Annotated in this window: 28 protein-coding genes; 15 read left to right on the top strand and 13 right to left on the bottom strand. The window is 52.2% G+C overall.

The annotated features are described in order from the left end of the window. The first annotated feature begins 5 nt into the window (after nt 1–5). The 12 genes from ACS0RQ_RS17380 (at nt 6) to ACS0RQ_RS17325 (ending at nt 10,456) form a co-directional block, all read left to right on the top strand. The gene (locus tag ACS0RQ_RS17380; protein ID WP_271851813.1) at nt 6–704 is read left to right on the top strand and encodes an ABC transporter permease subunit; all 699 of its coding nucleotides are present in this window, start codon (nt 6–8) and stop codon (nt 702–704) included. A gap of 9 nt (nt 705–713) precedes the next feature. Continuing rightward, complete coding sequence (locus tag ACS0RQ_RS17375; protein WP_334633721.1) at nt 714–1,469, top strand: amino acid ABC transporter permease; 756 nt, start codon at nt 714–716, stop codon at nt 1,467–1,469. Next, nucleotides 1,456–2,301, top strand: a complete 846-nt coding sequence (locus tag ACS0RQ_RS17370; RefSeq protein ID WP_271851816.1) for a transporter substrate-binding domain-containing protein — start codon at nt 1,456–1,458, stop codon at nt 2,299–2,301. Before ACS0RQ_RS17375 ends, ACS0RQ_RS17370 begins: the two co-directional genes overlap by 14 nt. A 17-nt stretch (nt 2,302–2,318) precedes the next feature. After that, the gene (locus ACS0RQ_RS17365) at nt 2,319–3,071 is read left to right on the top strand and encodes a VOC family protein (RefSeq protein WP_271851817.1); all 753 of its coding nucleotides are present in this window, start codon (nt 2,319–2,321) and stop codon (nt 3,069–3,071) included. A 13-nt stretch (nt 3,072–3,084) separates the two neighbouring features. Then, nucleotides 3,085–3,888 carry a pyrroline-5-carboxylate reductase family protein gene (locus ACS0RQ_RS17360; protein ID WP_271851818.1) on the top strand — a complete coding sequence of 268 codons (804 nt, stop codon included), beginning with the start codon at nt 3,085–3,087 and terminating at the stop codon, nt 3,886–3,888. Nucleotides 3,889–3,909: 21 nt separating this feature from the next. After that, on the top strand, nt 3,910–4,797 hold the full coding sequence (locus ACS0RQ_RS17355; RefSeq protein WP_271851819.1) for an alpha/beta fold hydrolase: 888 nt from the start codon (nt 3,910–3,912) through the stop codon (nt 4,795–4,797). A gap of 153 nt (nt 4,798–4,950) precedes the next feature. Then, nucleotides 4,951–5,769: a hypothetical protein gene (locus tag ACS0RQ_RS17350; RefSeq protein ID WP_271851820.1), complete on the top strand. Its 819-nt coding sequence runs from the start codon at nt 4,951–4,953 to the stop codon at nt 5,767–5,769. Nucleotides 5,770–5,919: 150 nt separating this feature from the next. Beyond that, complete coding sequence (locus ACS0RQ_RS17345; RefSeq protein ID WP_334633718.1) at nt 5,920–6,693, top strand: DUF3750 domain-containing protein; 774 nt, start codon at nt 5,920–5,922, stop codon at nt 6,691–6,693. Nucleotides 6,694–7,201: 508 nt separating this feature from the next. Then, nucleotides 7,202–8,095 (top strand): LysR family transcriptional regulator, encoded by an 894-nt coding sequence (locus ACS0RQ_RS17340; RefSeq protein ID WP_271850857.1) that lies wholly within the window; start codon nt 7,202–7,204, stop codon nt 8,093–8,095. Nucleotides 8,096–8,447: 352 nt separating this feature from the next. After that, the gene (pagP, locus tag ACS0RQ_RS17335; RefSeq protein WP_271850905.1) at nt 8,448–9,023 is read left to right on the top strand and encodes a lipid IV(A) palmitoyltransferase PagP; all 576 of its coding nucleotides are present in this window, start codon (nt 8,448–8,450) and stop codon (nt 9,021–9,023) included. A 254-nt stretch (nt 9,024–9,277) separates the two neighbouring features. Next, entirely contained in the window at nt 9,278–9,526 is a 249-nt protein-coding gene (locus ACS0RQ_RS17330; RefSeq protein WP_039078641.1) for a hypothetical protein, read from the top strand. A 411-nt stretch (nt 9,527–9,937) separates the two neighbouring features. Further along, nucleotides 9,938–10,456 (top strand): DedA family protein, encoded by a 519-nt coding sequence (locus ACS0RQ_RS17325; protein ID WP_271850906.1) that lies wholly within the window; start codon nt 9,938–9,940, stop codon nt 10,454–10,456. A 166-nt stretch (nt 10,457–10,622) separates the two neighbouring features. Here ACS0RQ_RS17325 and ACS0RQ_RS17320 read toward each other — a convergent pair whose 3' ends face one another. Both ACS0RQ_RS17320 and ACS0RQ_RS17315 read right to left on the bottom strand, forming a co-directional pair. Continuing rightward, nucleotides 10,623–11,417, bottom strand: a complete 795-nt coding sequence (locus tag ACS0RQ_RS17320) for an SDR family NAD(P)-dependent oxidoreductase (protein WP_271850858.1) — start codon at nt 11,415–11,417, stop codon at nt 10,623–10,625. Nucleotides 11,418–11,545: 128 nt separating this feature from the next. After that, the gene (locus ACS0RQ_RS17315; RefSeq protein ID WP_271850859.1) at nt 11,546–12,007 is read right to left on the bottom strand and encodes a winged helix-turn-helix transcriptional regulator; all 462 of its coding nucleotides are present in this window, start codon (nt 12,005–12,007) and stop codon (nt 11,546–11,548) included. 152 nt (nt 12,008–12,159) lie between these two features. On the opposite strand from ACS0RQ_RS17315, the gene agp reads away from it, so the two are divergent. Further along, complete coding sequence (gene agp, locus ACS0RQ_RS17310; protein WP_271850860.1) at nt 12,160–13,401, top strand: bifunctional glucose-1-phosphatase/inositol phosphatase; 1,242 nt, start codon at nt 12,160–12,162, stop codon at nt 13,399–13,401. A 33-nt stretch (nt 13,402–13,434) separates the two neighbouring features. Here the strand turns inward: agp and ACS0RQ_RS17305 are convergent, their stop codons facing one another. The 5 genes from ACS0RQ_RS17305 to ACS0RQ_RS17285 all read right to left on the bottom strand — a co-directional run bounded on the left by ACS0RQ_RS17305 (nt 13,435) and on the right by ACS0RQ_RS17285 (nt 17,036). Further along, nucleotides 13,435–13,662 carry a YccJ family protein gene (locus ACS0RQ_RS17305; protein WP_039078645.1) on the bottom strand — a complete coding sequence of 76 codons (228 nt, stop codon included), beginning with the start codon at nt 13,660–13,662 and terminating at the stop codon, nt 13,435–13,437. Nucleotides 13,663–13,682: 20 nt separating this feature from the next. After that, a complete protein-coding gene (wrbA, locus tag ACS0RQ_RS17300) occupies nt 13,683–14,279 on the bottom strand; it encodes an NAD(P)H:quinone oxidoreductase (protein ID WP_271850861.1) in 597 nt (198 codons plus the stop codon). Nucleotides 14,280–14,663: 384 nt separating this feature from the next. Continuing rightward, nucleotides 14,664–15,542 carry a hypothetical protein gene (locus ACS0RQ_RS17295; RefSeq protein ID WP_271850862.1) on the bottom strand — a complete coding sequence of 293 codons (879 nt, stop codon included), beginning with the start codon at nt 15,540–15,542 and terminating at the stop codon, nt 14,664–14,666. 154 nt (nt 15,543–15,696) lie between these two features. Further along, nucleotides 15,697–16,215 (bottom strand): AP2 domain-containing protein, encoded by a 519-nt coding sequence (locus tag ACS0RQ_RS17290; protein WP_271850863.1) that lies wholly within the window; start codon nt 16,213–16,215, stop codon nt 15,697–15,699. A gap of 248 nt (nt 16,216–16,463) precedes the next feature. Next, a complete protein-coding gene (locus ACS0RQ_RS17285; protein WP_420372490.1) occupies nt 16,464–17,036 on the bottom strand; it encodes a hypothetical protein in 573 nt (190 codons plus the stop codon). Between the two features lie 761 nt (nt 17,037–17,797). Between ACS0RQ_RS17285 and ACS0RQ_RS17280 the strand changes: the two genes are divergently transcribed. Both ACS0RQ_RS17280 and ACS0RQ_RS17275 read left to right on the top strand, forming a co-directional pair. Continuing rightward, nucleotides 17,798–17,971 (top strand): con-10 family general stress protein, encoded by a 174-nt coding sequence (locus ACS0RQ_RS17280; protein ID WP_071845896.1) that lies wholly within the window; start codon nt 17,798–17,800, stop codon nt 17,969–17,971. A 142-nt stretch (nt 17,972–18,113) separates the two neighbouring features. After that, nucleotides 18,114–19,034 (top strand): DMT family transporter, encoded by a 921-nt coding sequence (locus ACS0RQ_RS17275; protein ID WP_271850864.1) that lies wholly within the window; start codon nt 18,114–18,116, stop codon nt 19,032–19,034. Here ACS0RQ_RS17275 and rutF read toward each other — a convergent pair whose 3' ends face one another. The 6 genes from rutF to rutA are packed head-to-tail and all read right to left on the bottom strand — an operon-like array spanning nt 19,035 to nt 23,114. Beyond that, on the bottom strand, nt 19,035–19,526 hold the full coding sequence (gene rutF / locus ACS0RQ_RS17270; RefSeq protein ID WP_369944952.1) for an NADH-dependent FMN reductase RutF: 492 nt from the start codon (nt 19,524–19,526) through the stop codon (nt 19,035–19,037). Nucleotides 19,527–19,535: 9 nt separating this feature from the next. Next, nucleotides 19,536–20,126, bottom strand: coding sequence for a malonic semialdehyde reductase (locus tag ACS0RQ_RS17265; RefSeq protein WP_271850865.1), 591 nt, complete (start codon nt 20,124–20,126; stop codon nt 19,536–19,538). Further along, nucleotides 20,123–20,926: a pyrimidine utilization protein D gene (gene rutD, locus ACS0RQ_RS17260; RefSeq protein WP_271850866.1), complete on the bottom strand. Its 804-nt coding sequence runs from the start codon at nt 20,924–20,926 to the stop codon at nt 20,123–20,125. Before rutD ends, ACS0RQ_RS17265 begins: the two co-directional genes overlap by 4 nt. 7 nt (nt 20,927–20,933) lie before the next feature. Next, nucleotides 20,934–21,320, bottom strand: coding sequence for a pyrimidine utilization protein C (gene rutC, locus ACS0RQ_RS17255; protein WP_039078653.1), 387 nt, complete (start codon nt 21,318–21,320; stop codon nt 20,934–20,936). A 10-nt stretch (nt 21,321–21,330) separates the two neighbouring features. Then, nucleotides 21,331–22,023 carry a pyrimidine utilization protein B gene (gene rutB / locus ACS0RQ_RS17250; protein ID WP_071194645.1) on the bottom strand — a complete coding sequence of 231 codons (693 nt, stop codon included), beginning with the start codon at nt 22,021–22,023 and terminating at the stop codon, nt 21,331–21,333. Next, nucleotides 22,023–23,114, bottom strand: coding sequence for a pyrimidine utilization protein A (gene rutA / locus ACS0RQ_RS17245; protein WP_271850907.1), 1,092 nt, complete (start codon nt 23,112–23,114; stop codon nt 22,023–22,025). Before rutA ends, rutB begins: the two co-directional genes overlap by 1 nt. Nucleotides 23,115–23,237: the final 123 nt, after the last annotated feature.

Here is a 23,237-nt window from a genome sequence, read left to right as displayed (position 1 = left end):
ATGTAATGAATCCACAACCGTTGTTGCGTTCCGACGATCTGCTATTGATTGTGCCGAAATTACTGGAAAACCTGCCGATCACCCTGGGGATCACGCTGGCCTCTTTGTTGCTCGGTCTGGCACTTGGTCTGGTCGCTACTGTCTTGCAGTTTAGTCGCTCATCGTTATTGAGATGGCTGGCAAAAGCATACACCGATGTGCTGCGCGGTGCGCCGCTGGCGCTGTTAATCCTGCTCTTTTTCTTCGGCGGGAAACTGATTCTCTCAGCGCTGGAACTTCCTGTGCTACTGATTAGCGATATGACTTTTGCCATCTTGTCTATTTCCGTCGGCATCAGCCCTTATTTTGCCGAAATGATGCGCTCGGCATGGAATGCCGTGGATATCGGACAAAAAGAGGCGATACGCAGTTTGAATATTCCCTGGCACATGGGTATTGCGCGCGTTATTTTTCTGCAGGGGCTCATTATCGCTATTCCCAATTTCGGCAACCTTTTAATCAATCTGGTGAAGATGACATCGCTGGTAAACATTATTGGTATTGTCGATATTTTTGGTCGCGCACAAAAAATCTCGCAAAACAGTTATGGTGCGAAGCAGGTCGCGGCGTTTATTAGCGTCATTCTCATCTACTGGTTGCTTAACATGATTATCTTTTATCTCACAAATCGTATTGAGAAAAAGTATCAATATTTACTGGAGTAAAAGACGACTATGTTTAGCATCGATTTTATCCGAGATAACTTCACCTTTATATTAAGCGCGCTACCGGTCACGTTACTGATCACTTTTTTATCGTTAATATTTTCAACGTTATTAGGCGGTGTTTTTGCCTGGGTGATGATTGGCAATGTGCCGTACGTGAAATATCTGGTGCAGGTGTTTATCTCTTTCGGGCGCTCTATCCCCATGCTGGTAATGCTCTATTTTGTCTTTTATGTCTGGCCGTGGATTGCCAGCGGGCTTTGGGGCGGGCCGCAGGATACGCCGTTTAGTTACAAACTCTCACCGCTGGTGGCCGCCGTAACTGCTTTTTCCGTGGTGTTTAGCGCCTACTTTGCCGAGACTTTTCGCTCCGCGTGGAATGCCGTGGAAAAAGGGCAACGCGAGGCCGCATGGTCGATAGGGCTGAGCGGCTTTACCCAGTTTCGACGCATCATTTTTCCGCAGGCGGCGGTATCCGCTCTACCTAACTACACCAGCGTCCTGATTGACCTGATCAAGGATACGTCACTGGTTTACACCATTACGGTGGTGGATGTGATGGCTAAGGCGAATATCGCAGCGGTGCGCGGTTTTCATTATGTGGAGGCCTATTGCATCGTTCTATTTATTTATATTGCGCTCTGTCTGGTCCTTACCTGGATATTGCGACATATCGAGGTGTATCTCAGTAACCGGTGGAAAAGCCATGCACGTAAAGTGGTTCCATCTCACTCATTTTGGGGAAAGAAATATGTTCAAAAATAAGGTGTTGTTGGTAAGTTCACTGCTCCTGGCAATGAATATAACGGTGGCGCAAGCGGTCGAAAAAAGCCCTGATGCGCAAACTGTTGAAGTGGTGGTGAATGCAAACGGGTTCCCGTTTAGCTTTGTAGACGATAACAATAATATTACCGGTTACGACGGTGAGTTATTAAAGGTCATTGATCAGAAGCTCACCAACTATAAGTTCCATTTTAATGCGGTCTCCCGCGATGCGATGATTGTCGGTCTGTCCACCGGCGCATACACCCTTGCTGCTGACCATTTTTATCTGACAAAAGAGCGTGCGGCGCAATACGCTTACTCCGGCCAGCCTTCGGGCATCAGCGACCTGCGTTTAATTGTGCGTAACAATGAAAACGACATTCATACGCTGGCCGATCTGGCGAGCGGCAAGAAGAAACTGGTGCCGATTCATACATCCGATGCGCGTTATACCGTGATTGATAACTACAACAAAAAGCACCCAGGCCAGCAAATCAATCTGCAGCCGAACGGTGAGCAGTCTGCTGCGGACATTTTCAAAGCCGTTGCTTCTGGTGAATATGATGCGGCTATCTATCCGATTGGCGCCTTACTGGCGTTAAACAAAGCGCTCAATCTTAACCTGAAAGCCTCCGAGTCTGTCGGCCTGTTCCCTAACGTCTATCTCTACAAAAAGAGTGCTGACCCGAAACTGATCAAAGCCATCGACACGGAGCTGGAAGCCCTCAAAAAAGATGGCACGCTCGCCGCGTTGTCTCGCAAGTGGTATGACGAAGACGTTTACGGCCTGCCGGGTGCAGAGAACGTCAAAGTGAACACCGACTGGGAATAATCATTCAAGGGGGCTTCATGACCACATTAAAATGGGACCATGCCGTGCAGTTTGTTAACCAGCCGCAAGAGGCCATCACCATCTTTACGGGACAGAGGCTCAACGCGCTTGCCGGTGGGCGTCACCCTGGCTGGGGAACCTGGAATGCACTCAGCTATTTTGGGCTGATCTATATTGAATTTCTCGCCATCGCTGATCAGGCTGAACTGGCGTCGGCACAGACCGATTTTTTGCTCTCCCGCGATGCGGCGCACCTGTTGCCGGAAAACCAGGCGCTGCATCGGGTGGCGCTGCGCACGGATGATATTGACCAGACGCATGCGCAATTGCGCAGCAAAGGATTACAGGTCTCGCCGATAGTCGATGGCCAGCGTAACGACCCGCAGGGCAATGTGATTAGCTGGCGCATCTTCACCATCGATGGGGATTTTAACGGCCTGCCATATCCCTTTATTTTGCAATGGGGTGAAGACGATAACGCCCGGCTGGCGCGGCTACGTGCTCAGGGGCTCGACAGGCCACATCCCGCAGGCGAAGTGACATTACAGAGTGCCATTTTTGACGTGCAGGATCCGCAGGCCGCGCGAGCACACTGGCATAAGTTGTTTGGTTTCAACGAATCGCCGGAGGGACTGGCGGTGGGCGAACAGCGCTTTATCTTTCGCCAGAGTGTGGCTAATCGGTTAGTTGAACTGGTCTTTAACGTCTCTGACCCGGCGCTGAAAGGCCACCGTTTTCATGTAGGTAACGGCGAATATCGCTTTCAATAAGGAGAGGCGGCTCATGGCAAAAGTCCATTTTATTGGTGCCGGGCAAATGGCGGAGGCGATTATTCGTGCCTCTCTGGCGGCGGGAACACTCCGTTCGCAGGATATTTCGCTGGAGGATATCGACCCAAACCGTATTGCACTGCTCACTGAACGTTATGGTCTGGCGCCGGAGCGGCAGAACGGGCAACGGCTACACGAGGCTGCGCTGGTGGTTCTGGGGATCCGTCCGCAGGATGATTTAGCAAGTGTCGCTGCGCGTATTCAGCCTCATCTTTCTGCCGCAACGACGGTGGTCTCGCTGATTGCCGGGGTGACATTGCGCCAACTGGAAGCGGCGTTGGGGACGGGAAAACCCATTGCCCGCGTTATCCCCAATACGCTTACCGACACCGGGTTTGGCTACAGCGGGGTGGTTCTGAATGCGCAGGCGAGCGCCGAACAGGTGGAACCTTTTCTCAACGGCTTTGGCAAGGTGCTCTATCTGCCGGAACGGCTCATCGATATCTTTACCGGCTTCGGTGTTGCCGGGCCGAACTACATTTATTACTTTATCGAGTCGTTTACCGACGCGGGCGTTCTGGCCGGTCTGTCGCGTGCGCAGGCAAGCGAAGTGGTGCTCGAAAATCTGCAGGGCGCGGTAGAGATGCTGCGCCGAAGCCAGAAACATCCAAGACAGCTTCTGGATATTAACAATTCGCCGGCAGGCGTCGGGATCCATGGGTTGTATGAGCTTAACAACAGCGATTTTGCCGCAGGCCTGCAACGCAGCGTGCTGGCGGCGGTGAAACGTACCCGAGAGCTGGGTGAGGCACATTAAACGTAATCAGGAGGGATCGCTATGAAGAAAAAAAACACATTAATCCTCGCCGGGCTGCTCTGCGTGATGGGGGCATTGAGCACATCTGCGACTTGGGCTGTTACGCCTAAGTCCCCGCCTGCCTGGGGGGAGCGCTGGAAAAAATTACCGCGAACGCCTGCTCCTGTTGCCGCGCTGAAACCGGCGTATGCCAGCGTCAACGGTATACAACTCTATTACGCAACGACCGGAGAGGGGAAGCCGGTGGTGTTACTCCACGGCGGTCTGGCTAATTCCGATTACTGGGGCCTGCAAGTCGCCGCGCTGGCAAAAGATCATAAGGTTATCGTGGTCGACAGTCGGGGGCACGGGCGCAGTACGCGCGACGAACGGCCTTACAGCTACGACTTAATGAGTGATGATGTGGTGGCGTTGCTCGATCACCTGAATATTCAGAAAGCGGATATTGTCGGCTGGAGTGACGGGGGGATTATTGGTATCGATCTGGCGATTCGCCACCCCACACGAGTGAACCGTATTTTTTCCTTTGCCCCTAACACCAAAACCAGCGGTGTGAAACCGGATACCGAGAAAAACCCGGTCTTTGCCAGCTATATCGAGCGGGCGGGCAATGAATATCGCAAGCTTTCCAAAACCCCGGACCAGTATGATGCCTTTGTCGATCAGATAAGCCATATGTGGGCAACGCAGCCCAACTGGAGCGATGAGGATCTTAAGAAAATCTCCAACCGGGTACTGATTGTCGACGGCGATCATGACGAGGCCATTGTGCGTGAGCACCTGGAATATATCGCCAATACGATCCCGAAAGCCGGATTGCTGATATTGCCGAACACCAGCCACTTCGCCTTTATTCAGGCACCGAAGGAGTTCAACGAGGCCATCCTGAACTTTATCGATTACAAGTGATATTCAGGCCGGGTAACCAGCCTTATTTTATTCCCTTCTGAGTACTGACCTTCCACTGCTGCCTGTTGAGCCCACTGAACAAAAAACTATGGTTTAACAAAACGTTGCCGATAACAGTTTCACTGAAAGTCTATGAACAGGGAAAAGGTATAAATGAATCTGGCAACTTTTCTTGGTAAACAGGTGCTCGGCATATTGGCGGGTTACCAGCAGGACAATGTGGTTATTCATGTTTGTGGTGTTTTTATTCAGTCGGATAACAGCCTGCGGGTTTACTTCCCAAAAGGACATACGTTTTCGGCAGGGGATTTCGTTACCCTGCATCTGGATAACCGTTCGGGCGTTGATGAGTTCGATGCCGAAATCAGTGTATATCGCGCCTCGTATAAAGGCCGCGTTATCAGTCAGGAAGAAGACTGGGTGGTTGTCGCGCCACGGGAATGTCAGTTGATTCACGGAATGAGCGTCGTGCTTGAGATCCGGGAAGAGGGGTATCAATTCCCGGCTGACAACAGGCCCGAACTGCCTGTGCCATTCACCACGCTGCGCAATATGCCTGAACCTGAATCAAAAGATGCGGTGAATAAAGTTGGTGTATTGATTACCATGGCCAACGAGCAGCCGCACACCACGGTGCTGGCGTTTTTATCGTCCGTCGATGATGATATTTTCCTCATTACCTTCCCGCAGATGTTCAAATCCAGGCTGCTAAAACGTAATCCACATTGTTTTTTTGCCATGGATGAACGTGCTCACTATACGTTTGAGCGGGCGATTGAATGGAACTACACCATTGTGGAAGGCGAGGCTTCTCTGGTGCCATCAGATAGCCCACTTTATGAGACCATTCGGGAAGCATTTATCCGCAAAAATCCCTGGGAAATGGGCTTCTTCCTGCAATCGGATGTTGAGATGTACCACATCAAACGTCGACAACTGGTGTGCTCAGGTTCAAGAGGAACGTTGCGCTAGTTTTGCGATGTTGTCTGAAAGCGCGAACACTTTCAGGCCTGTCCGGGGAAGAGACGGGCTTTTGCGTTATGTGCTAAGGGCATACTGCGATACAAAAACGACGGTATACTCATCGGACGCGTCGATATTCCCTTCTGATAGCAGGGTGCCATGACCCCGATAAAAACGCTTTGTTTATGTATTTTTTGCATCATTCTGCTCTCTCTAATTGCCAGTCTCGTCCAGGCGATGCACCAACGTGAATCGCGGGTGCAGGAAGGGGGGTGGGCCGCCAGGCGTGATTCTTCTGGCATTGCACCTGATGCCCGGCAAAATGCCCAACTGGCGATTGTTCAGGTTTATGCCGCGCCGACATGGGGCTGGAAAGGGGTGGTGGCTGTGCATCCATGGATTGTGTTTAAGCGTGCGGGTGATACGGAATACAACCGCTACGAGGTTGCCAGTTGGGGTGGCGGCGAAAAAGTGCGACGTAACCGCAACGCGCCGGATGGCTACTGGTACGGGGCGAAACCCCGCCTGCTTGTTGAACACCGTGGCGCGCAAGCCGAGGCGATGATCCCGCAGATTGAGGCGGCCATCGCCTCATACCCGTGGCCGGATACCTATCACGCCTGGCCCGGACCAAACAGCAATACGTTTGTTGCTCATATCGGCCGTGTCGTGCCTGCTTTAAAACTGGATATGCCCGCTAATGCGGTGGGCAAAGATTTTCGCTCGCTGCGTAACCTCATCGGTTTACCCCCGTCCGGGCGCGGTATACAGGTGTCGCTGTTGGGTGTCGCGGGTATCACCCTGGGTGCAGAAGAGGGATTTGAGCTTAACGTCCTTGGCCTGAGCATGGGGCTGGATTTCACGCCGTTGCGGTTGCGGCTGCCGTTTATTGGCGGGGTGGGGCGCGATAATCTGCAAAACAGTGAGCCGTGAGGCGCCAGGGAATATATTGAATTATCATGGAGAGACTTTTTCCATCCGCAACTTTTCCCCAACTGTTTTGCCTTTCTCGCCGTCAATCCAGTACGAAATCGTGGCCCCCGGTTTTTCAGGGCATGCTACCCTCTTTAACCTGTTTCCCGACATTGTTTGCGTCTAAGCGTGGCTTTTCATGTCATGATATGGCAATTAATATTCCCTTCACGAAACGATGTGTTTAATAATGGAGGAATTAAAGGACGGGTAGTATTATCCTTTTGATGTATCAATAATACGATTATTTAAATTTGCGTAATTATTAATAGAGAATAATATTTTTTATCTCAAACACTCATGATATAGCCTCATTTTCGAGGGCGCTTCCTGTGGATTAACACGATTGTTAGACAGGAGCTTCGGCTTTTGCGTTATTTTTTATCAATGAGATTTTACATATGTTTCCTCTGTGACGCGTAGTAGTATTGAATACGATTAAATAAAAGTATTTGGCAACGGGGCTGTGATGCTAAGAGATAATTTTAACGATCTGTTCTACTTTATCGTTGTTGCCCGTGAACGCAGTTTTACTCGAGCAGCAGCAAAATTGGGATTATCTCAATCGGCATTGAGCCATTCAATTCGTGGGCTTGAAGAGCGCCTGAAAATACGGCTGTTAACCCGTACTACCCGCAGCGTCGCGCCTACGCAAGCCGGTGAGCTTTTAATTAATAGTATTGCGCCACGCTTTGCGGATATAGAAAACGAATTGATCATGTTGAGCAGCATGAGTGAGAACATTGCCGGGAATATCCGCATTACGCTCGGTGAGCATGCGCTGCAATCCACCGTCTGGCCCGCGCTGAAACCCTTTCTGCAGACATATCCGGATGTGCATGTGGAACTGGTAATCGATAACACGCTGACCGACATCGTCAGCGGGCGTTTCGATGCGGGGGTACGTCTGGGCGAGCAGGTGGCCAGAGATATGGTCGCGGTGCGTATCGGGCCGGACTGGCGGATGGTGGTGGTGGGTTCGCCCGACTATTTTTCTCGCTACGGTAAACCGCAAATGCCCCATGATTTGCAGCAACACAACTGCATCAATCTGCGCCTGCCGACTATGGGAGGCTTATATGCCTGGGAGTTTTCAAAAAACGGTCAGCAACTCCGCGTCAAAGTCGAAGGGCAGCTTACGTTTACTAACCTGTCCTCCCGTCTTGATGCCGCTTTGTCTGGTATGGGGTTAGCCTTTGTCCCGGAAGATTGCGTCAAACAAGATATCGCTGATGGGAAGTTACTCACTGCCCTGGACGAATGGTGCGAACCCTTTCCGGGATATTACCTTTACTATCCCAGCCGCAGGCAGCATACCCCGGCCTTTGCCCGGTTAATTGAAACCTTGCGCTATCGCCAGTAATCGGTGCGATGGGGGAGACGTTTGCCGTCTGCGGTAGTCGACCATAATCCCCACTCTCAATATTGCATTGCCGCTTAGACACAGTTTAAAAATAGTTACAACATACTATGGTTTTGGACTGCCTCGCCATCCATTGACCCTTTATCCGGGGAAAGCCGTTTCTGCAGATGATTGCCGTCACGTTTGTTTAAAGATTACTACGCTTATTAAGAGTGATCTGCTTCTCAGGAAAGCTTCAAAAATTTATGTTTTGTTTAATGTGGGAACAGTAGTGTTTACCACCATTAAATAAAGACCTGACAGTAGACAGTGACGTTTATTTCAGGATGGCAAATGTATTATGAGGTGGTATATGTTAAGGCTATTCATTGTGTGCTGGGCTATTGGGTGGGCTGCTTTCGTCCCGACTGATGCAGAGGCGGTCATTTACGGCGAACAACGGATAGCGCAATGGTGGGACGGGTTTAAACAAGATGTGACCGAAACCTGGGACCATCCACAGAGTTATGATCTCTATTTACCTTTTCTCACCTGGCATAACCGCTTCACCTACGACCAAGAAAAAACGGACCGCTATAACGAGAGGCCGTGGGGCGGCGGTTTTGGTGTGTCCCGCTATAACGCCGATGGAAACTGGAGCTCATTGTATGCCATGGCGTTTAAGGACTCCCACAACAAATGGGAGCCCATTATCGGCTACGGCTGGGAAAAGGGCTGGTATCTGGATCAAAACCGTGATTTTCGTCTGGGGCTTGGTTTGACGGCAGCGGTGACCGCGCGACAAGATTTCGCCAATTATGTTCCTTTGCCTGTCGTGCTGCCGCTGCTTTCTGCAAGTTATAAACAGGCCAGCGTGCAATTTACCTATATTCCAGGCACTTATAATAATGGCAATGTCCTCTTCGCCTGGTTCCGCTACGGTTTTTAACCACAGGCAGATTACGCAAAAGGATGAGAGTCGTGCATGTGATCACTGCAACTTGTGGGAGAAAGCGCCCGTTTTTATCGGTATGGCGATAAACACGGGCTTTGACGCATAACCGATTGCTGCGCAAATTTCGACACATTGTTGACGTTGCATTGCGCTATGGAATGTTATTTTATAACAGTTAATGGCGGTTGCGGGCTACCGGCATGTAGCGACTTATCAAAATGACGTCTTCCTTTTGAGGGCAATACCCTATGAAAATCAGTCAGATTTTAGCGATTTCGTTGTCGGTTGTGTCTGGTAGTGCGATGGCGTTTCAGGCGAAAGATAAAGATCCCGCTGAATTTTCCCGCCAGCAGATCCGTGGGGCAGAATTTGCTATCTATGATCAGGCCATCACTACCCAGGGAATGCCTGGTTTAAGCCTGGGGAGTTGCGCTGCCACACCGGTGAGCGGCTGTAATTGCCCGTTCTGCACCATGTTGCGCAGCCAGCGCGTCTGAGCCTTTAAGGTGAATGCAGTTGGTTCAGGCGAGTCTGTCGCGTCTGAACCCTCAGCCTTAGGCTGTCACAATCCTCTTCCTGCCAGGTAGTCGTTATCTTCAACACATACATGTGCGGAATATCGTCAGCATCTCATTTCGCAAGAACTCATTCCCGCGCTTTTACTACACAACACATTGCGTTAAGCGTAATAAAATCGAGCTGCCTGTATTGCACGATGGCATCGCTAAAATGGGAATTATCACTGACAAAGTCATGATGCGACATTGCCTGTTTTACACTTAACGGTCTCTTTAAATCGCCAGAACCCTATTCCGCCTCACCCGGTTTGTTGAGGTAATATTTAAGACAGACCCTGTTCAATACGCTAAAAGGGAATGCCCGAAATGCTCACGGACGCCGGAATGAATATGGAGTGGTTGAACAGCCTGCTTGCCCATTTTGCATCGCACCCGGTGCAGATGTTCGCGCTGCTGTTTATGGTGGCGTTTAGCAAATCCACGGTGCTCATCTCCACCGTGCTTCCCCCGGCGTCGGTGATGCTGGTCGCGGCGCTCTCCGCAAGCCATTTAAGCCTGCCGCCAATCATGGCGTGGCTGGCGGTCACCGCAGGGGCAACGCTCGGTTCGCTGGTGAGTTACCATCTGGGCTTACTGATAACCCATAGCGACCGTTTTCATCGCGTGACATCCCGGCATGAGGAGACATTGCTGCGCGTTCGCAGCAAGTTACAGCGCAATGGCGCCATGGTGCTGTTTACGTCCCGTTTTATCGCCTTGCTGCGCTATCTCGTTCCGCTGGCGGCAGGAATGCTGCGCCTGAATCCGGGCAAAGTTTATGGCATCTGCCTGTTTTCGTCTGCCATATGGGCCGCGCTGTTTGTCGGGGTAAGTGCAGGGATTAATCTGTTTCTGCCGCTACTTTTTTGATGCGAAGCGAAAGAGGTTCCGCTCCGCTCAGATTTACAAAATCCGGGTGCCGCCGCCCCATTGTTCTGCGTTGAGGGGTATCGCTGGATACAACGGCGTGAAGTAACCGCGTCTTGCGTGAAGCGTTCGCCAGTGGAGGTTGCAACTGGCGAACCGGATTTCACGCTCAGACTATTGGGTAGCGAGAGGCGGGCGTACCGTTACGTGATGCGCTGAACAGCGCCAGACGCGCTTCTTCCCAACGCTGCCACAGCTCAAGGTCTTCTACGGGTGGAATGGTCACTCGTTCACCCTGGTCCAGGCCTGCCAGCGCCGCGTCCACCAGATTTTCGGTGGTCATTACCGACCCGGCGGGCAGTGAGTCCAGCGTTACGCCGGAGTGTCCCCAAATTTCTGTCGCCGTCGCGGCAGGCAAAACTGCCTGAATACGCACTGCGCTGTCGGCAAACTCCTCCTGCAACCCACGGGTGAAATTCAGCACCCAGGCTTTGGTGGCGCTGTATACAGCGCTACCTGCCGGGGCGTGAAAGGCCAGTACAGACGCGATGTTGATGATGGTCCCGCGGTTTTGTTCAACAAAGCGTGGCAGGGCCGCCAGCGTCAGGCGCATCAGCGCCGTGGTGTTGAGCGTATTGAGCGCTTCATGCGAGTCGGCATCTGAGGAGAGAAACGGCGCGAGATTGGCGGCCCCGGCATTATTCACCAGCAGCTCAATGGCACTGTTTTGTCGTAACGTCTCTTCAACACGCTTAATGCCCTCTGTTTTGCTGAGGTCGGCAACCAGTGTCGTCACGCTGACGCCGTAACGTTTTTCCAGCACACTGGACAGCGCCTCCAGGCGGTCAGCGCGTCGTGCCACCAGCACTAAATCGTAATTGCGGGCCGCCAGTCTGTCGGCATAAACCGCACCAATGCCTGATGATGCGCCAGTGATAAGCGCGCTAATGCGTTGCGTAGCCATTCTCATACCTCGTTAAAACGAAAGGGGGATAAAAGGTTTTATAATGAAACCAAATTCAGCATGAAATATTTGGTTTTATAATGCAACCATTCAGCGTGGCAAAACGTGCGATTCGCGATCGCCGATTATTAACGCGTTGATTTATCGATATCAGGATAGCGGGGCGCGATCTCGTCGGGTTGCAGGACGCGGCCATCTTCTGCCAGCAGTTGTAATTTTTGCAATGGCCGACGGTGCCGGGCATCAACGAGCACCGTACCCTGCTCACCCCCGGCAAAAAGATGCTCATTGCCCCATTGTGACAGGGCAACCAGCACGGTTTGCAGAGCGCGGCCTTTTGCGGTCAACACATATTCCTGCCACGCGCTGCCGTCGGAGGCAGGCTGCAATTGCAGGATATCTTCATCAACCAGCAACTTAAGGCGCGTGGTGAGCATATTTTTGGCGATACCCAGACTTTTTTGAAATTCACCGAAGCGTGTCATGCCACGCAGCGCATCACGCACGATCAGTAACGACCACCAGTCCCCAACCACATCCAGTGAACGGGCGACGGGGCAGGTGCTGGCTTCAAGACGGGTACGTTTCATATTCACTCTCCGGTTAATGGTTTTATTATAAAACTACTCAGCCCCGTGGGAAAGCAATGTTGTGGCAGGCCACTTCTGTGCCCTAATTCACTGCAAAGCGTTACAAATGTGTCACACTTTCTGTTCACCACTATCAGGATGAGGAAGTCAGGATGAAGCCGTCTACATGGACACTCGCGCTTTCCGCGCTGCTACCGTTCACCACAACCGCGCAGGCAGACACCGTGCCGCAGGGTTATCAGCTTGAACAAGTGCTGATTATGAGCCGCCATAACTTACGTGCGCCGCTGGCAAACAACGGTAGCGTGCTGGAACAATCCACCCCCAACAAATGGCCGGAATGGGAAGTCCCGGGCGGGCAATTGACCACCAAAGGTGGCGTGCTTGAGGTCTATATGGGCCACTACATGCGGGAGTGGCTGGCCGGGCAAAAACTGGTGACCTCTGGCGAATGCCCGGCACCGGGAACCGTTTATGCCTATGCCAACAGCCTGCAACGTACGGTTGCGACCGCGCAATTCTTTATCACCGGCGCGTTTCCTGGGTGTGATATTCCTGTCCACCATCAGGAAAAAATGGGGGCAATGGACCCGACATTTAACCCGGTTATCACGGATGGATCCGCCGAGTTTGGCGAGAAGGCGATTAAAGCGATGGAGGCGCAACATCAGCACGATGCGCTGGGTGAAAGCTATAAATTGTTGGAAAAAATTGTCCGCTATGACCAGTCACCTTCTTGTAAAGAGAAGCAGAACTGTTCGCTGGCGACGGCCACCGATACCTTTAGCGCGTCGGTACAACAGGAGCCTGGGGTTTCCGGGCCGCTGAAAATCGGCAATTCACTGGTAGATGCTTTCACGTTGCAGTATTACGAAGGCTTTCCGTTGGATCAGGTCGCGTGGGGCGAGATCAAAACCGAGCAGCAATGGCGTTTGCTCTCTAAGATCAAAAATAGCTATCAGGATGCCCTGTTTACGTCACCTGATGTGGCGCGCAATGTGGCGAAACCACTGGTGAAATACATTGATAAAGCGCTAGTGACCGATGCGGCAAATACGCCAAAAGTGACCGTGCTGGTAGGCCATGACTCCAACATCGCATCGCTGCTGACCGCGCTTGATTTTGCGCCATATCAGCTTCATGACCAGTATGAACGCACACCGATTGGCGGCAAGATCGTCTTTCAGCGCTGGTATGACAGCGAGCGCAAACGCGAGCTGATGAAAATCGAGTATGTCTACCAGAGCAGCATCCAGTTGCGTAATGCGGAGGTGCTGACCCTGAAAGCCCCGGCGCAACGCGTGACGCTATCGCTGAAAGGCTGCCCGATTGACAATGAGGGTTTTTGTCCGCTGGAGAAATTCAATGCGGTTGTGAGCGCGGCGGCGAAATAAAAGAATCCCCCGCGCAGGCGGGGGAGAGTCTTATCAAACGTTTTGACGCTCAATCGTTTGTTCACCCCAGAAGAGCGAATCTTTGTCGGTTTTTTCGAAGGCGCGAATCAGAACCTCATCGCTGCCTTCTTCCCAAATTTTTTCGGCCAGCGCCTCGTCGTAACCTGCAACCTCGAAGATCGCTTCGGCAATTTCCGGTGAGGTGTTGCGTAAGCTGGCCCATTCCCCAACGTGGTGGGCTTTTGTATCTTGATTAGGCATTCATCTCCTCCTGTGGAAGCTTAGCCGTTCAGTTTGACTGCCAGACCGGCAACATATTCACCCTGGTAACGGGCAATCGCCAGTTCTTCGGGGCTTGGCTGACGCGAACCGTCGCCCCCGGCGATGGTCGTTGCGCCGTAGGGGGTGCCACCGTGTACCTGAGAAACATCAAACAGCTCTTGCGCAGCGTAACCGATGGGCACAATGACCATGCCATGATGTGCAAGCGTAGTCCATGTAGAGGAAATGGTGTGTTCCTGGCCGCCGCCTGTTCCCGTAGAGCTAAAGACGCTGGCCAGTTTGCCGTAAAGCGCGCCGGAGGCCCATAGCCCGCCCGTCTGGTCAAGGAAGGTGCGCATCTGGCCGGACATATTGCCAAAGCGGGTCGGGGTACCAAAGATGATGGCGTCGTACTCGGCCAGCTCCTGCGGCGTGGCGACTGGCGCATTCTGTGTTTTCCCGCCGGCTTTCAAGAACAGTTCAGCGGACATAGTTTCGGGTACACGCTTGATAACCACCTCTGCGCCTGACACTTTCTCTGCACCTTCTGCTATTGCATGGGCCATGGTTTCGATGTGTCCATACATGGAATAATAAAGCACCAGCACTTTAGCCATTTTCATCACTCCTCGTTTTGATGTTACCAGACGGCATTTTGCCGCGTTCACTTAAGCGTATGCCCTGGTGGGCAGAGTGCAAATTTGAACGTCATTTCCTTGATTGATAACAATTTGCCCATGGGCGGGTAGCGGTTGCGGTTAACGGCATTTCAAACGCCGCACTCTTTTGTTGCCGATGCTGCCCCCGGAAATAAAAAAGCCCCAACACCGGGGGATGAAGGGGCGAACACAATGTCAAGTTGGTCTACTTACCGCCACCGCTCAGGTTTCCCACCTTTGCGGTTTCGATGTGTCAATTCTACTTAAAGTGATTATTAAGTCAATTAACTATCATTGGTTTGTCATTGCAAAGTCAGTGGTGTAGTCTTTTTGATGTCTTTTTTACTGCTTAGGCATCTGAAATTCGAACTTGTCTAATGTGAGATCGCCTGCTTTCTGAATCGCTTGTGAAAGCTCGGCATAGAATTTTTCGAGACCGTACTCTTTGATTTGCAATAAGGTGGTTTGAATCGGTGCGCAAAAAACGTCAGCGTGACCAGCCGCAACTTTTTTATTGTTCGGCGGTAACTCACCCGTAATCGCTTTAAACCAGGTTCTTGTTGCGCCTTTGAGCGGCGTCGGCGCTTTACTGATGTCATCCTGGCCGATTAACACCTGCATGGTCGGGAATTGATTAGCGAGGACGGCATCCGAGAGATGTGAAAAGAACTGGCTGAACATTTCAAAAGAATTCAGGTCATGCACTTTGGGCTGCGTCGATAACCTGTTTTTATTGCCGATTCTACTTGCGGGTGGTTGAGTGTTAACGGCCGGCGTTCTGGCGTTAATGGTATCCAGTTTGAGATTAAACAGCAGATCGCAGTGAACTCTTCGCTCGTTGACATCGGTAAATCTTTCGAGGAACTCTTTAATAAACTGCACAATCGTCTGGTCGTGCATTTCTTTGTTTTTAAGCCATGTTTCACGCATAAACTCACCTGGCTCCGGGTACCAGTCAGGTGTCTTCGTGAGAGGGGGCTTAATCTTGCCTTTGCCATCAAATTCGATGAACTCTTTACCATCACCAAACGCAAAACAGCAGTTTTTGAAATCGGGCATTAACTGACCATCGCGAAAAGCAATGGCGCCTTTAATCCAGTGAACCAACTCAGGGGTAATTGAGTAGGTTGTATCTTTTGAATCACGCAAAACATGACTAAGATCGGCTGGGGTTTTTAAGCCTGGGTCAATACCCGAAATTTCAAGAAAGATGTGTGCCATTTATAAGTTCCTTGTAGGTTTACCAGGCCACTATAACAAAGATGTTACTTTTCGACCAGTGAAGGGTAAGCCTGGAAATTGTGAAAAAAGATTACGCCTCGTTTTTCACAAAAAAGTGATGGGCCAAGATTAACGAAAGTCATCACAATGGAACTCAAACAAATGTCTTTTCATTACACTTTTGACTGGCGGCTTCGTTGTAAGCGCTGGCTGCTTCCTCAATGGTGTCAAAGGTTCCCAGCGCTTTTAATTTACCATTAACCTGAATATGCGCCCGAAAGCGAGAACCTCGCTGAGTTACCCCTTTCACACCTAATTTGTTTCTTTTTCGATGCTGACGGTAAGCCTGACTTGCTGCGCCAGTAGACTCGCGCAGATTGGCTATCCGGTTATCTCTTTCGCCACGCTCATTTAACCTCACACAACAGTGGTCAATCAAATCAGGTAATACGCCTTTCTCCAGCCACCATATCAGGCGATGCGTGCGATAAAGGTTCTTCTGGAATCGAAAGCGTCGATAGCCGTTATGTACCAATACGCCTATTTCATCGTCGATTTTTACACGCTTACCCGGGCTGACGGCCCAAAATACGCGGCCTTGTTCAGCATCGTATCGGATTAGCGGTTTGAGTTTAATGAAGGTTGCAATCTCATTAGCGATTTTCTGTTTCACACATTTATCCCTGTCAGCAGACATCTATAAAGTCAGGATAACCAGCTCAGAACAACCAATATGGCGATGATGACGCAAAAGGCTTTAAACGTCTTACGTGACTCGGCGTAAGCGGGGTTCGTAACTGTGGTTCTGGTTTTGCCGCGCATTCTTCAATACTCTGAATGGATAAATGTCGGTTAATTTTTTTGCGCATCCCGACAAATAAAAAGGCTGCAAAAAAGCAGCCTTCAGTAACGGGGAACGATTTAATGCAAATATCCCTGAACCACACGATTTTTCAAAAGGGCAACCTTACCCGATTTGTACAACACCACCTGATAAAGCCCCTGAGAATAAACATCACTTGTTTCGCCATGTTCATCCCGTGCCGCGGGTTTATCATCAATATAAACTTGCTGACCATCGATCCTGACGGTGACCCCATATCCTTTAACGGTCCGTGTCGCAGGTGCGGTATTGATATGGCAGTGGGGGATCTGTTTTTGCTGACCGGGGGTAAGGGCTATGCCTGCGTCGATAAAACGCCGGAGATCGTCGCAGGAAATAGTGTCCCGGTTTTTATGTGCCGCCTGGGCGAATTGCGTTGAATCATGATGATGTTTATATCCCGCAGCCGGTTCGACAGGGTAGAGCACCTGAGCATTACGCATCGCCTGCGCTTGCGCCTGGGCGTTGATGCCATTTTGACGGTTCTGTTCAGCGACATAGCATGCATCGCGTGAAATACCCTGGGCCTCGCAATCATTCATACGTTGCGCAGCGCTTGTGCATCCTGCCAGAAAGGCCACCGGAACAAGTAAAAATAACTTTTTATTCATTATAATCAATAACCTTGCTAATCATATTAAAGGGTGGCGGTGTTCATTTTTGTGTTGCGATACCCGCCAGGGCTTCGTCGCAGCACCATCACGGAGTGCCTGCGTCTGTAATCATTCAGCATGCGCAACGTTCAATACTGTCGCCGCGAAGAAAGTCAGCGAAATGGCGCTTATCGGCAGTTGAATGTTTGCTCATGAGAAAGTAGTTTTACGCTTTTAAAGTCATTAATATGTCTTATAATGTTGTGCATTCTAGTCTTTGACTTTGTTTGGTCAAGTCTTTTTGTTGCTTATTTTTATTGTTATTTTAAGTCTTAGTTAAGTCAATGGTTTGAAAGGGTGTGGCTAGTCTGCAGTATCACCTGAACGTTTGCTGTCTGTACCATTCTTTGGATGGCTGAACAGTATCGGTTTGCGTGACATTGCGTTTATCTCTGCGGGTGAAAGCGGAAGGGAGGTATATCGTTGATTAATATCTCATTAATTAAATTTACTTTGCCTGTTGCAATTTGACACATTTTAAACGCAGCCGTTTTTTTAAAGCATAAGAGCGGCTTATCATTTTGCTGCTTAAAAAATCAACGATTTGCCCGATTTCCTGTTGCAGGATATTACGATTCACTGGCTGATTAACCTTGCTCTACTAAGCTTAGTTTCACGTGGCGAAGACATCGGTACATTGATGTCGCCGCGCGGTGAAAGAATCCTCTTTTACTGAATGCAGTATGATGTCTAATGTTTCACACAACCGGAGGTCAGAAATGGCAAACCATCGTGGTGGTTCAGGTAATTTCGCTGAAGACCGTGAAAGAGCATCAGAAGCAGGTCGTAAAGGTGGCCAGCATAGTGGGGGTAATTTTAAAAATGACCCACAACGTGCCTCGGAAGCTGGTAAGAAAGGGGGCAAAAGCAGTCACGGTAGCCGCAGCAGCTAGTCTTCAAGTGTTGTGGTAGCGGTTCATCCTTTTGACCGCCGCCGTCTGCTCGCCGCCGGGTTTTGCCCGGCGGTTTTTTTTTGAGTTGAAGAAATAGGCCGCAGGTCGCAAACTAGGCGGTTTCCGTTAACCGGTTTGCAACATGCGTACCTCGCGATTCCAGTTCTCCGTTAAACCTCAGGAAGCGCTCCTGATCCTCATCACCATGTTCTGGGGTGGGACATTCCTTGCCGTGCAATATGCGGTCACTATGAGCGGCCCGTTCTTTTTTGTTGGCCTGCGCTTCGCGACGGCCGCGCTGGCGGTGGCGTTACTCTCCTTTAATGTCCTCAAAGGTATCACCTGGCTTGAAGTTAAGGCCGGTGTCGCCATCGGTGTGGCGATTGCGCTGGGATACAGCCTGCAAACCTGGGGGCTACAGTCTATTCCCAGCAGTAAATCGGCGTTTATTACTGCCATGTACGTCCCGCTGGTGCCGTTGTTGCAGTGGTTATGTCTGGGACGTATACCGGGGCTGATGTCCTGCATTGGCATTCTGCTCGCTTTTATTGGTCTGATTTTGTTGGCCGGGCCGGATGGCAACATGCTGGCGTTGGGGAAAGGCGAAATCATTACGCTGGTAGGCGCGGTGGCGATTGCCGCTGAGATCATTTTGATTAGCGCCTGGGCCGGGAAGGTGGATGTGCGTCGCGTCACCGTTGTGCAACTGCTAACAGCTTCGCTGGTGGCATTCGCAGCTATGGCGCCGGTCGGAGAATCCCTTCCTGATATCTCGCCAACGCTACTGGGGCTGGCAGCGGGGCTGGGCATTTTCAGCGCAATTATCCAGGTCACCATGAACTGGGCACAGCGCAGCGTCTCGCCGACCCGCGCTACGGTTATCTATACCGGGGAACCGGTGTGGGCGGGTATATTTGGCCGTATGGCGGGAGAACGCTTGCCGTTGCTGGCTATTCTGGGGGGCGTGTTTATTGTCGTCGGCGTGTTAGTCAGCGAACTGAAATTAAAAAAGAAAACGGCGCCGATGAAAGCGCCGGAAACGACGGCTGAACCGGAGTCCTGATCAGCAGGCCGGGCGCATCAGCGTATGGTAATGACGATTAAACCACACCAGGCCCTCCGGGGCAGGGTGATGGATGATAGCTTTAATCTCGCAAAAAAGAATATCGTGTGTCCCCACACTCACCACCTGATTGATATGGCAGTCAAATGAGGCCAGCGCCCCCTCCAGCCGTGGACAGCCCGTTTCACCGGTTTGCCATTGCGCTGCGGCAAAGCGCTCCGCCATCGCCGTCTTCCCTCCAAATAAGTTCGACAGTCCCTCCTGACCTGCTGCCAGCGTATTTACGCACAGTGCCCGGTTATGATTAAACACCGGCCAGACCGATGCCGCGCGGTTCAGGCAGACCAGAAGCGTTGGCGGTGAATCGGTCACGCTGCACACGGCGCTGGCGGTAAACCCCGCCTGACCGGCTTCGCCATCGGTGGTGATAATATTGACCGCTGCCCCTACACAGGCCATGGCGTCGCGGAATGTCTGTTGATTAATCGCCATCATCACCTCTCAAATAAGCTGGCAAGCGTCGTTGAACGCCAGTCGCGGCAGGCGGCCATACAGCTTGCTGGCATCGCCATAGCCAATATTGACCAGCAGATTACTGCGCCAGGAGGTATCGCTGAAAAATGTCTTATCCACCAGCGCGCGGTCGAAGCCGGACATCGGTCCGGTATCCAGCCCTAAGGCCCGACAGGCAGCGATAAGATAAGCGGCCTGCATGCTGCTGTTACGAAACGCGGTCTCTTCTGCCAGTTGCGGGCTTGACGTAAACCAGCTTCGCGCGTCGCCATGAGGAAAGAGTTCCGGCAGTCGGTCATAGAATTCGGCGTCCCAGGCGACAATCGCGGTTACGGGCGCGCTGAGCGTTTTGGCCAGATTCCCACTCGATAATGCCGGACGCAGCCGCTCTTTGCCTTCCTCGCTGCGGATAAACACAAAACGTGCCGGGCTACAGTTGGCCGACGTCGGTCCCATTTTGACCAGTTCATAAATTTCGGCGAGTGTCGCATCGCTTACCGGTCTGTCCTGCCAGCCGTTGTGGGTGCGGGCGTCATAAAACAGGGTATTCAGCGCGCTTTGGCTCACGGCTTCACTCATAACAACTCCTTTTCGGCAATGGGCAGTAAGGTTTCCAGCCCGCTGAGTAACAGGGTATTAAAGGCGTCACTGTCGGTGACATTACAGGCGTGCCCCCCGCGTTCCATCAGCCGGATTTCACTATGGGGTAACGCGTCGTGCAGCGTTTGCGAACAGGTCCAGGGCACCAACAGATCGTCCCGTGAACAGATAATCAATACAGGGCAGCGAATCTGCGCTGCTGTGGCGCTAAAATCGGCGCGTTTCAGGGCGTTCAGGCGTCGCAGCAGGTTATGCTCGCCCTGAAAATGGGCCAGGGCGAGGGCTTCCTCCGCCTCCATGCGTGGCGCGTGCTCCTCCAGCCAGTCGGCGGGGTAGAGAAACAGCGGCTGCGCCTCAATCCATGCCTGTGCGCCGCCGGCCAGCAATAAGCGCTCGCGGACGTGAAAACAGCGGCGGGTGTGATCGCTCAGTTGTAGCCAGCCATTGACCAGGACCAGCGCGCTAATGCTATGCGGGTAATCCTGCGCCATATGTAACCCGACCAGTGCTCCCAGCGCGTGGCCAACCACGCAAAAACGGTCAATGCCCGCCTGTTGCAGGGCGCTCAGCAATTCTGCGGCCATATCGGCGATACGGTAGCCATCCGGCAGTGTCGCCGGGTTATTGCCGGTGCCGCATTGATCGTAGCTGACCACCTGATACCGGGTTTGCAGGGCCGCCGTTTGCGCCAGCCAGTAGCTGGCATTGCCGCCAAGTCCCGCAATCAACACCACCACGGGTGCGCCAGCAAAGGGCGGTTCACTGAGGATCAGTTTCATGCAAACCTCACTTTGCGATATGCGCGACGGTGGCGATTTCGACCAGTGCCTCCGGCTTAACCAACCCGCACTGGATACAAAAACGGGCGGGTTTATCGCCGGGGAAGAACTCCGCATAAACTTCATTAATCGCGGCGTAATTTTTCCAGTCGGTGATAAAAATACTGTTGAACGTCACGTCCTCCATCGAGCCGCCCGCCGTTTCGATAACGGTGCGGATCGTCTCCAGCACGTGACGGGTTTGCGCCTTTGGGTCGCCGGGGTAGACCACATTATTTTGCTTATCAAAGGGTAGCGTCCCGGAGACATAGACCACGCCATCTGCCAGCGTACCTGGCACAAACGGTGCAATCGGGGTGGTGGTTCCGGGGGGAATAATGACCTGTTTTGGCATGGTGTTCTCCTTAAGCAATTTTGACCCGAGGCTGAGGGGAAAGGGCGTTGCAGAATGTCCCGACATCGCTGACCCAGCCAAAGAACGTTTCAATGTTAAAAAGCGCGGCCTGTTGTGCGAAAGCCGGGCCAGCCTGGTGGGTGGCGTCTTCCAGAACCACGCCGAAATATTCGAGGAAAAAGCCGTCGCGCAGTGTCGACTCCACGCAAACATTGGTGGCTATACCGGTAAACACCAGATGGCGGATGCCACGGCTGCGCAAAATGCTGTCCAGCGGGGTGTTGAAAAAGCCGCTATAGCGGGGCTTCGGCAGCACAATATCGCCATCTTGCGGCACCAGCTCATCCACTAACTGGTAATCCCAGCCGCCTTTCGCCAGCAGCTTGCCCTGTAACTCAGGACGTTTGCGCATGGTCTTGAGCGCGTTGGACTTGTGCCAGTTCGGCGAGCCCGGACCGCCGGCTTCCACATACTGCTCATCCCAGCCATTCTGGAACCAGATAATGAGCATGCCCGCTTCGCGCGCGGCGGCAACGGCGGTCTGAATCTTCTCAATCACCGGCGCGGTGGCGGAGACATCAAACCCCGCCAGGTCGAGGTACCCCCCTTTTGTGGCATAGGCGTTTTGCATATCCACCACAATCAGCGCGCTCTGCGCCGGGTCGAAGCGCAGCGAATCGGGACGGGCGTCAAGCGTTATCATCAGGCGACCTCACGGGTAGGGGCAGGGATCTGGCGGCGGCAGTTCATCAGTGGCTGGATACGCTCACCGAAGGCCTCAATGCCAGTCAGAAAATCATCAAATGTCAGCAGCACGCCATCGGTACCGGGGACAGTTGCCACCTCATCGAGCAGACGCGCGACGGTGGCATACGAGCCGACCAGCGTCCCCATATTGATATTGACGGCGGAGGTGGGGTCAGCCATCTGGCGCACGTTGGTATCGCTGCCGGAGCGGGTATCTTTCTGGCTTTGCTCGGTCAGCCACGCCAGCGCTTCGTCATCCGCGCCTGCCTTGTAGTGTTCCCATTTAGCGCGTGCGGCGTCATCGGTTTCATCGGCGATAACCATAAACAGCACGTACGAGCCCACGTCGCGCCCGGTTTTTTGTGCCGCCTCGCGCATCCTTTCAGCGGTTGGCGCAAATGCCGTTGGGGTATTGACCCCTTTGCCGAAGCAGAAGTTGTAATCAGCGTATTGCGCTGAAAACGCCATCCCTGCATCGCTTTGCCCGGCGCAAATCACTTTCATGGGCTGCGACGGCTGCGGGCTGACGCGACAGTCATTCATGGTGAAAAACTCACCTTTGAAATCGCTTTTCCCGGTGCCCCATAAATCGCGCAGTACCTGGACATACTCGGTCAGGTAGTCATAACGGCGTGAAAAGTACTCATCGCCGGGCCAGATGCCCATCTGGTCGTATTCCGGCTTTTGCCAGCCGGTGACCAGGTTGACGCCGAAACGACCGCCGGAAATGGAGTCGATGGTGGAGGCCATGCGCGCCACGATGGCGGGCGGCAGCGTTAAGGTGGCGGCGGTGGCGTAGATCTGAATCCGCGATGTCACCGCAGCCAGTCCGGCCATCAGGGTGAAGGATTCCAGATTGTGATCCCAGAATTCTGTTTTGCCGCCAAAACCCCGCAGCTTGATCATCGACAGAGCAAAGTCGAAGTGATAATGCTCGGCCTTTTGCACAATCGCCTTATTGAGTTCAAAGGTCGGTTTGTATTGCGGCGCATGGGTGGAAATCAGCCAGCCGTTGTTGCCAATCGGAACGAAAACACCAATTTTCATCTCGTACCTCGCGTTGTCGGTTGAACGTTGGGCGTGGCGTTGCATCCTGCACTCTCCTGTGAGCCTCGCATCAACGATTTAGCAAAGGAGATGCCAGTTTTGAAAACTGCATTGTTATTAGGG

This window comes from Phytobacter diazotrophicus, from assembly GCF_052061655.1.
GTDB lineage: Bacteria > Pseudomonadota > Gammaproteobacteria > Enterobacterales > Enterobacteriaceae > Phytobacter > Phytobacter diazotrophicus.
Note: the sequence above shows the minus strand (reverse complement) of the source record. Positions and strands in the feature narration are given on the sequence as shown.

Coding starts and splice junctions, on each gene's coding strand:
- ACS0RQ_RS17285 (WP_420372490.1), bottom strand. CDS start 17,036: ATGAATAAAAAGTTATTTTTACTTGTTCCGGTGGCCTTTCTGGCAGGA.
- ACS0RQ_RS17375 (WP_334633721.1), top strand. CDS start 714: ATGTTTAGCATCGATTTTATCCGAGATAACTTCACCTTTATATTAAGC.
- pagP (WP_271850905.1), top strand. CDS start 8,448: ATGTTAAGGCTATTCATTGTGTGCTGGGCTATTGGGTGGGCTGCTTTC.
- ACS0RQ_RS17355 (WP_271851819.1), top strand. CDS start 3,910: ATGAAGAAAAAAAACACATTAATCCTCGCCGGGCTGCTCTGCGTGATG.
- agp (WP_271850860.1), top strand. CDS start 12,160: ATGAAGCCGTCTACATGGACACTCGCGCTTTCCGCGCTGCTACCGTTC.
- ACS0RQ_RS17320 (WP_271850858.1), bottom strand. CDS start 11,417: ATGGCTACGCAACGCATTAGCGCGCTTATCACTGGCGCATCATCAGGC.
- ACS0RQ_RS17330 (WP_039078641.1), top strand. CDS start 9,278: ATGAAAATCAGTCAGATTTTAGCGATTTCGTTGTCGGTTGTGTCTGGT.
- ACS0RQ_RS17340 (WP_271850857.1), top strand. CDS start 7,202: ATGCTAAGAGATAATTTTAACGATCTGTTCTACTTTATCGTTGTTGCC.
- rutC (WP_039078653.1), bottom strand. CDS start 21,320: ATGCCAAAACAGGTCATTATTCCCCCCGGAACCACCACCCCGATTGCA.
- ACS0RQ_RS17370 (WP_271851816.1), top strand. CDS start 1,456: ATGTTCAAAAATAAGGTGTTGTTGGTAAGTTCACTGCTCCTGGCAATG.
- ACS0RQ_RS17365 (WP_271851817.1), top strand. CDS start 2,319: ATGACCACATTAAAATGGGACCATGCCGTGCAGTTTGTTAACCAGCCG.
- rutD (WP_271850866.1), bottom strand. CDS start 20,926: ATGAAACTGATCCTCAGTGAACCGCCCTTTGCTGGCGCACCCGTGGTG.
- wrbA (WP_271850861.1), bottom strand. CDS start 14,279: ATGGCTAAAGTGCTGGTGCTTTATTATTCCATGTATGGACACATCGAA.
- ACS0RQ_RS17350 (WP_271851820.1), top strand. CDS start 4,951: ATGAATCTGGCAACTTTTCTTGGTAAACAGGTGCTCGGCATATTGGCG.
- ACS0RQ_RS17280 (WP_071845896.1), top strand. CDS start 17,798: ATGGCAAACCATCGTGGTGGTTCAGGTAATTTCGCTGAAGACCGTGAA.
- ACS0RQ_RS17265 (WP_271850865.1), bottom strand. CDS start 20,126: ATGAGTGAAGCCGTGAGCCAAAGCGCGCTGAATACCCTGTTTTATGAC.
- ACS0RQ_RS17325 (WP_271850906.1), top strand. CDS start 9,938: ATGGAGTGGTTGAACAGCCTGCTTGCCCATTTTGCATCGCACCCGGTG.
- rutF (WP_369944952.1), bottom strand. CDS start 19,526: ATGGCGATTAATCAACAGACATTCCGCGACGCCATGGCCTGTGTAGGG.
- ACS0RQ_RS17295 (WP_271850862.1), bottom strand. CDS start 15,542: ATGGCACACATCTTTCTTGAAATTTCGGGTATTGACCCAGGCTTAAAA.
- ACS0RQ_RS17345 (WP_334633718.1), top strand. CDS start 5,920: ATGACCCCGATAAAAACGCTTTGTTTATGTATTTTTTGCATCATTCTG.
- rutB (WP_071194645.1), bottom strand. CDS start 22,023: ATGATAACGCTTGACGCCCGTCCCGATTCGCTGCGCTTCGACCCGGCG.
- ACS0RQ_RS17380 (WP_271851813.1), top strand. CDS start 6: ATGAATCCACAACCGTTGTTGCGTTCCGACGATCTGCTATTGATTGTG.
- ACS0RQ_RS17360 (WP_271851818.1), top strand. CDS start 3,085: ATGGCAAAAGTCCATTTTATTGGTGCCGGGCAAATGGCGGAGGCGATT.
- ACS0RQ_RS17275 (WP_271850864.1), top strand. CDS start 18,114: ATGCGTACCTCGCGATTCCAGTTCTCCGTTAAACCTCAGGAAGCGCTC.
- rutA (WP_271850907.1), bottom strand. CDS start 23,114: ATGAAAATTGGTGTTTTCGTTCCGATTGGCAACAACGGCTGGCTGATT.
- ACS0RQ_RS17305 (WP_039078645.1), bottom strand. CDS start 13,662: ATGCCTAATCAAGATACAAAAGCCCACCACGTTGGGGAATGGGCCAGC.
- ACS0RQ_RS17315 (WP_271850859.1), bottom strand. CDS start 12,007: ATGAAACGTACCCGTCTTGAAGCCAGCACCTGCCCCGTCGCCCGTTCA.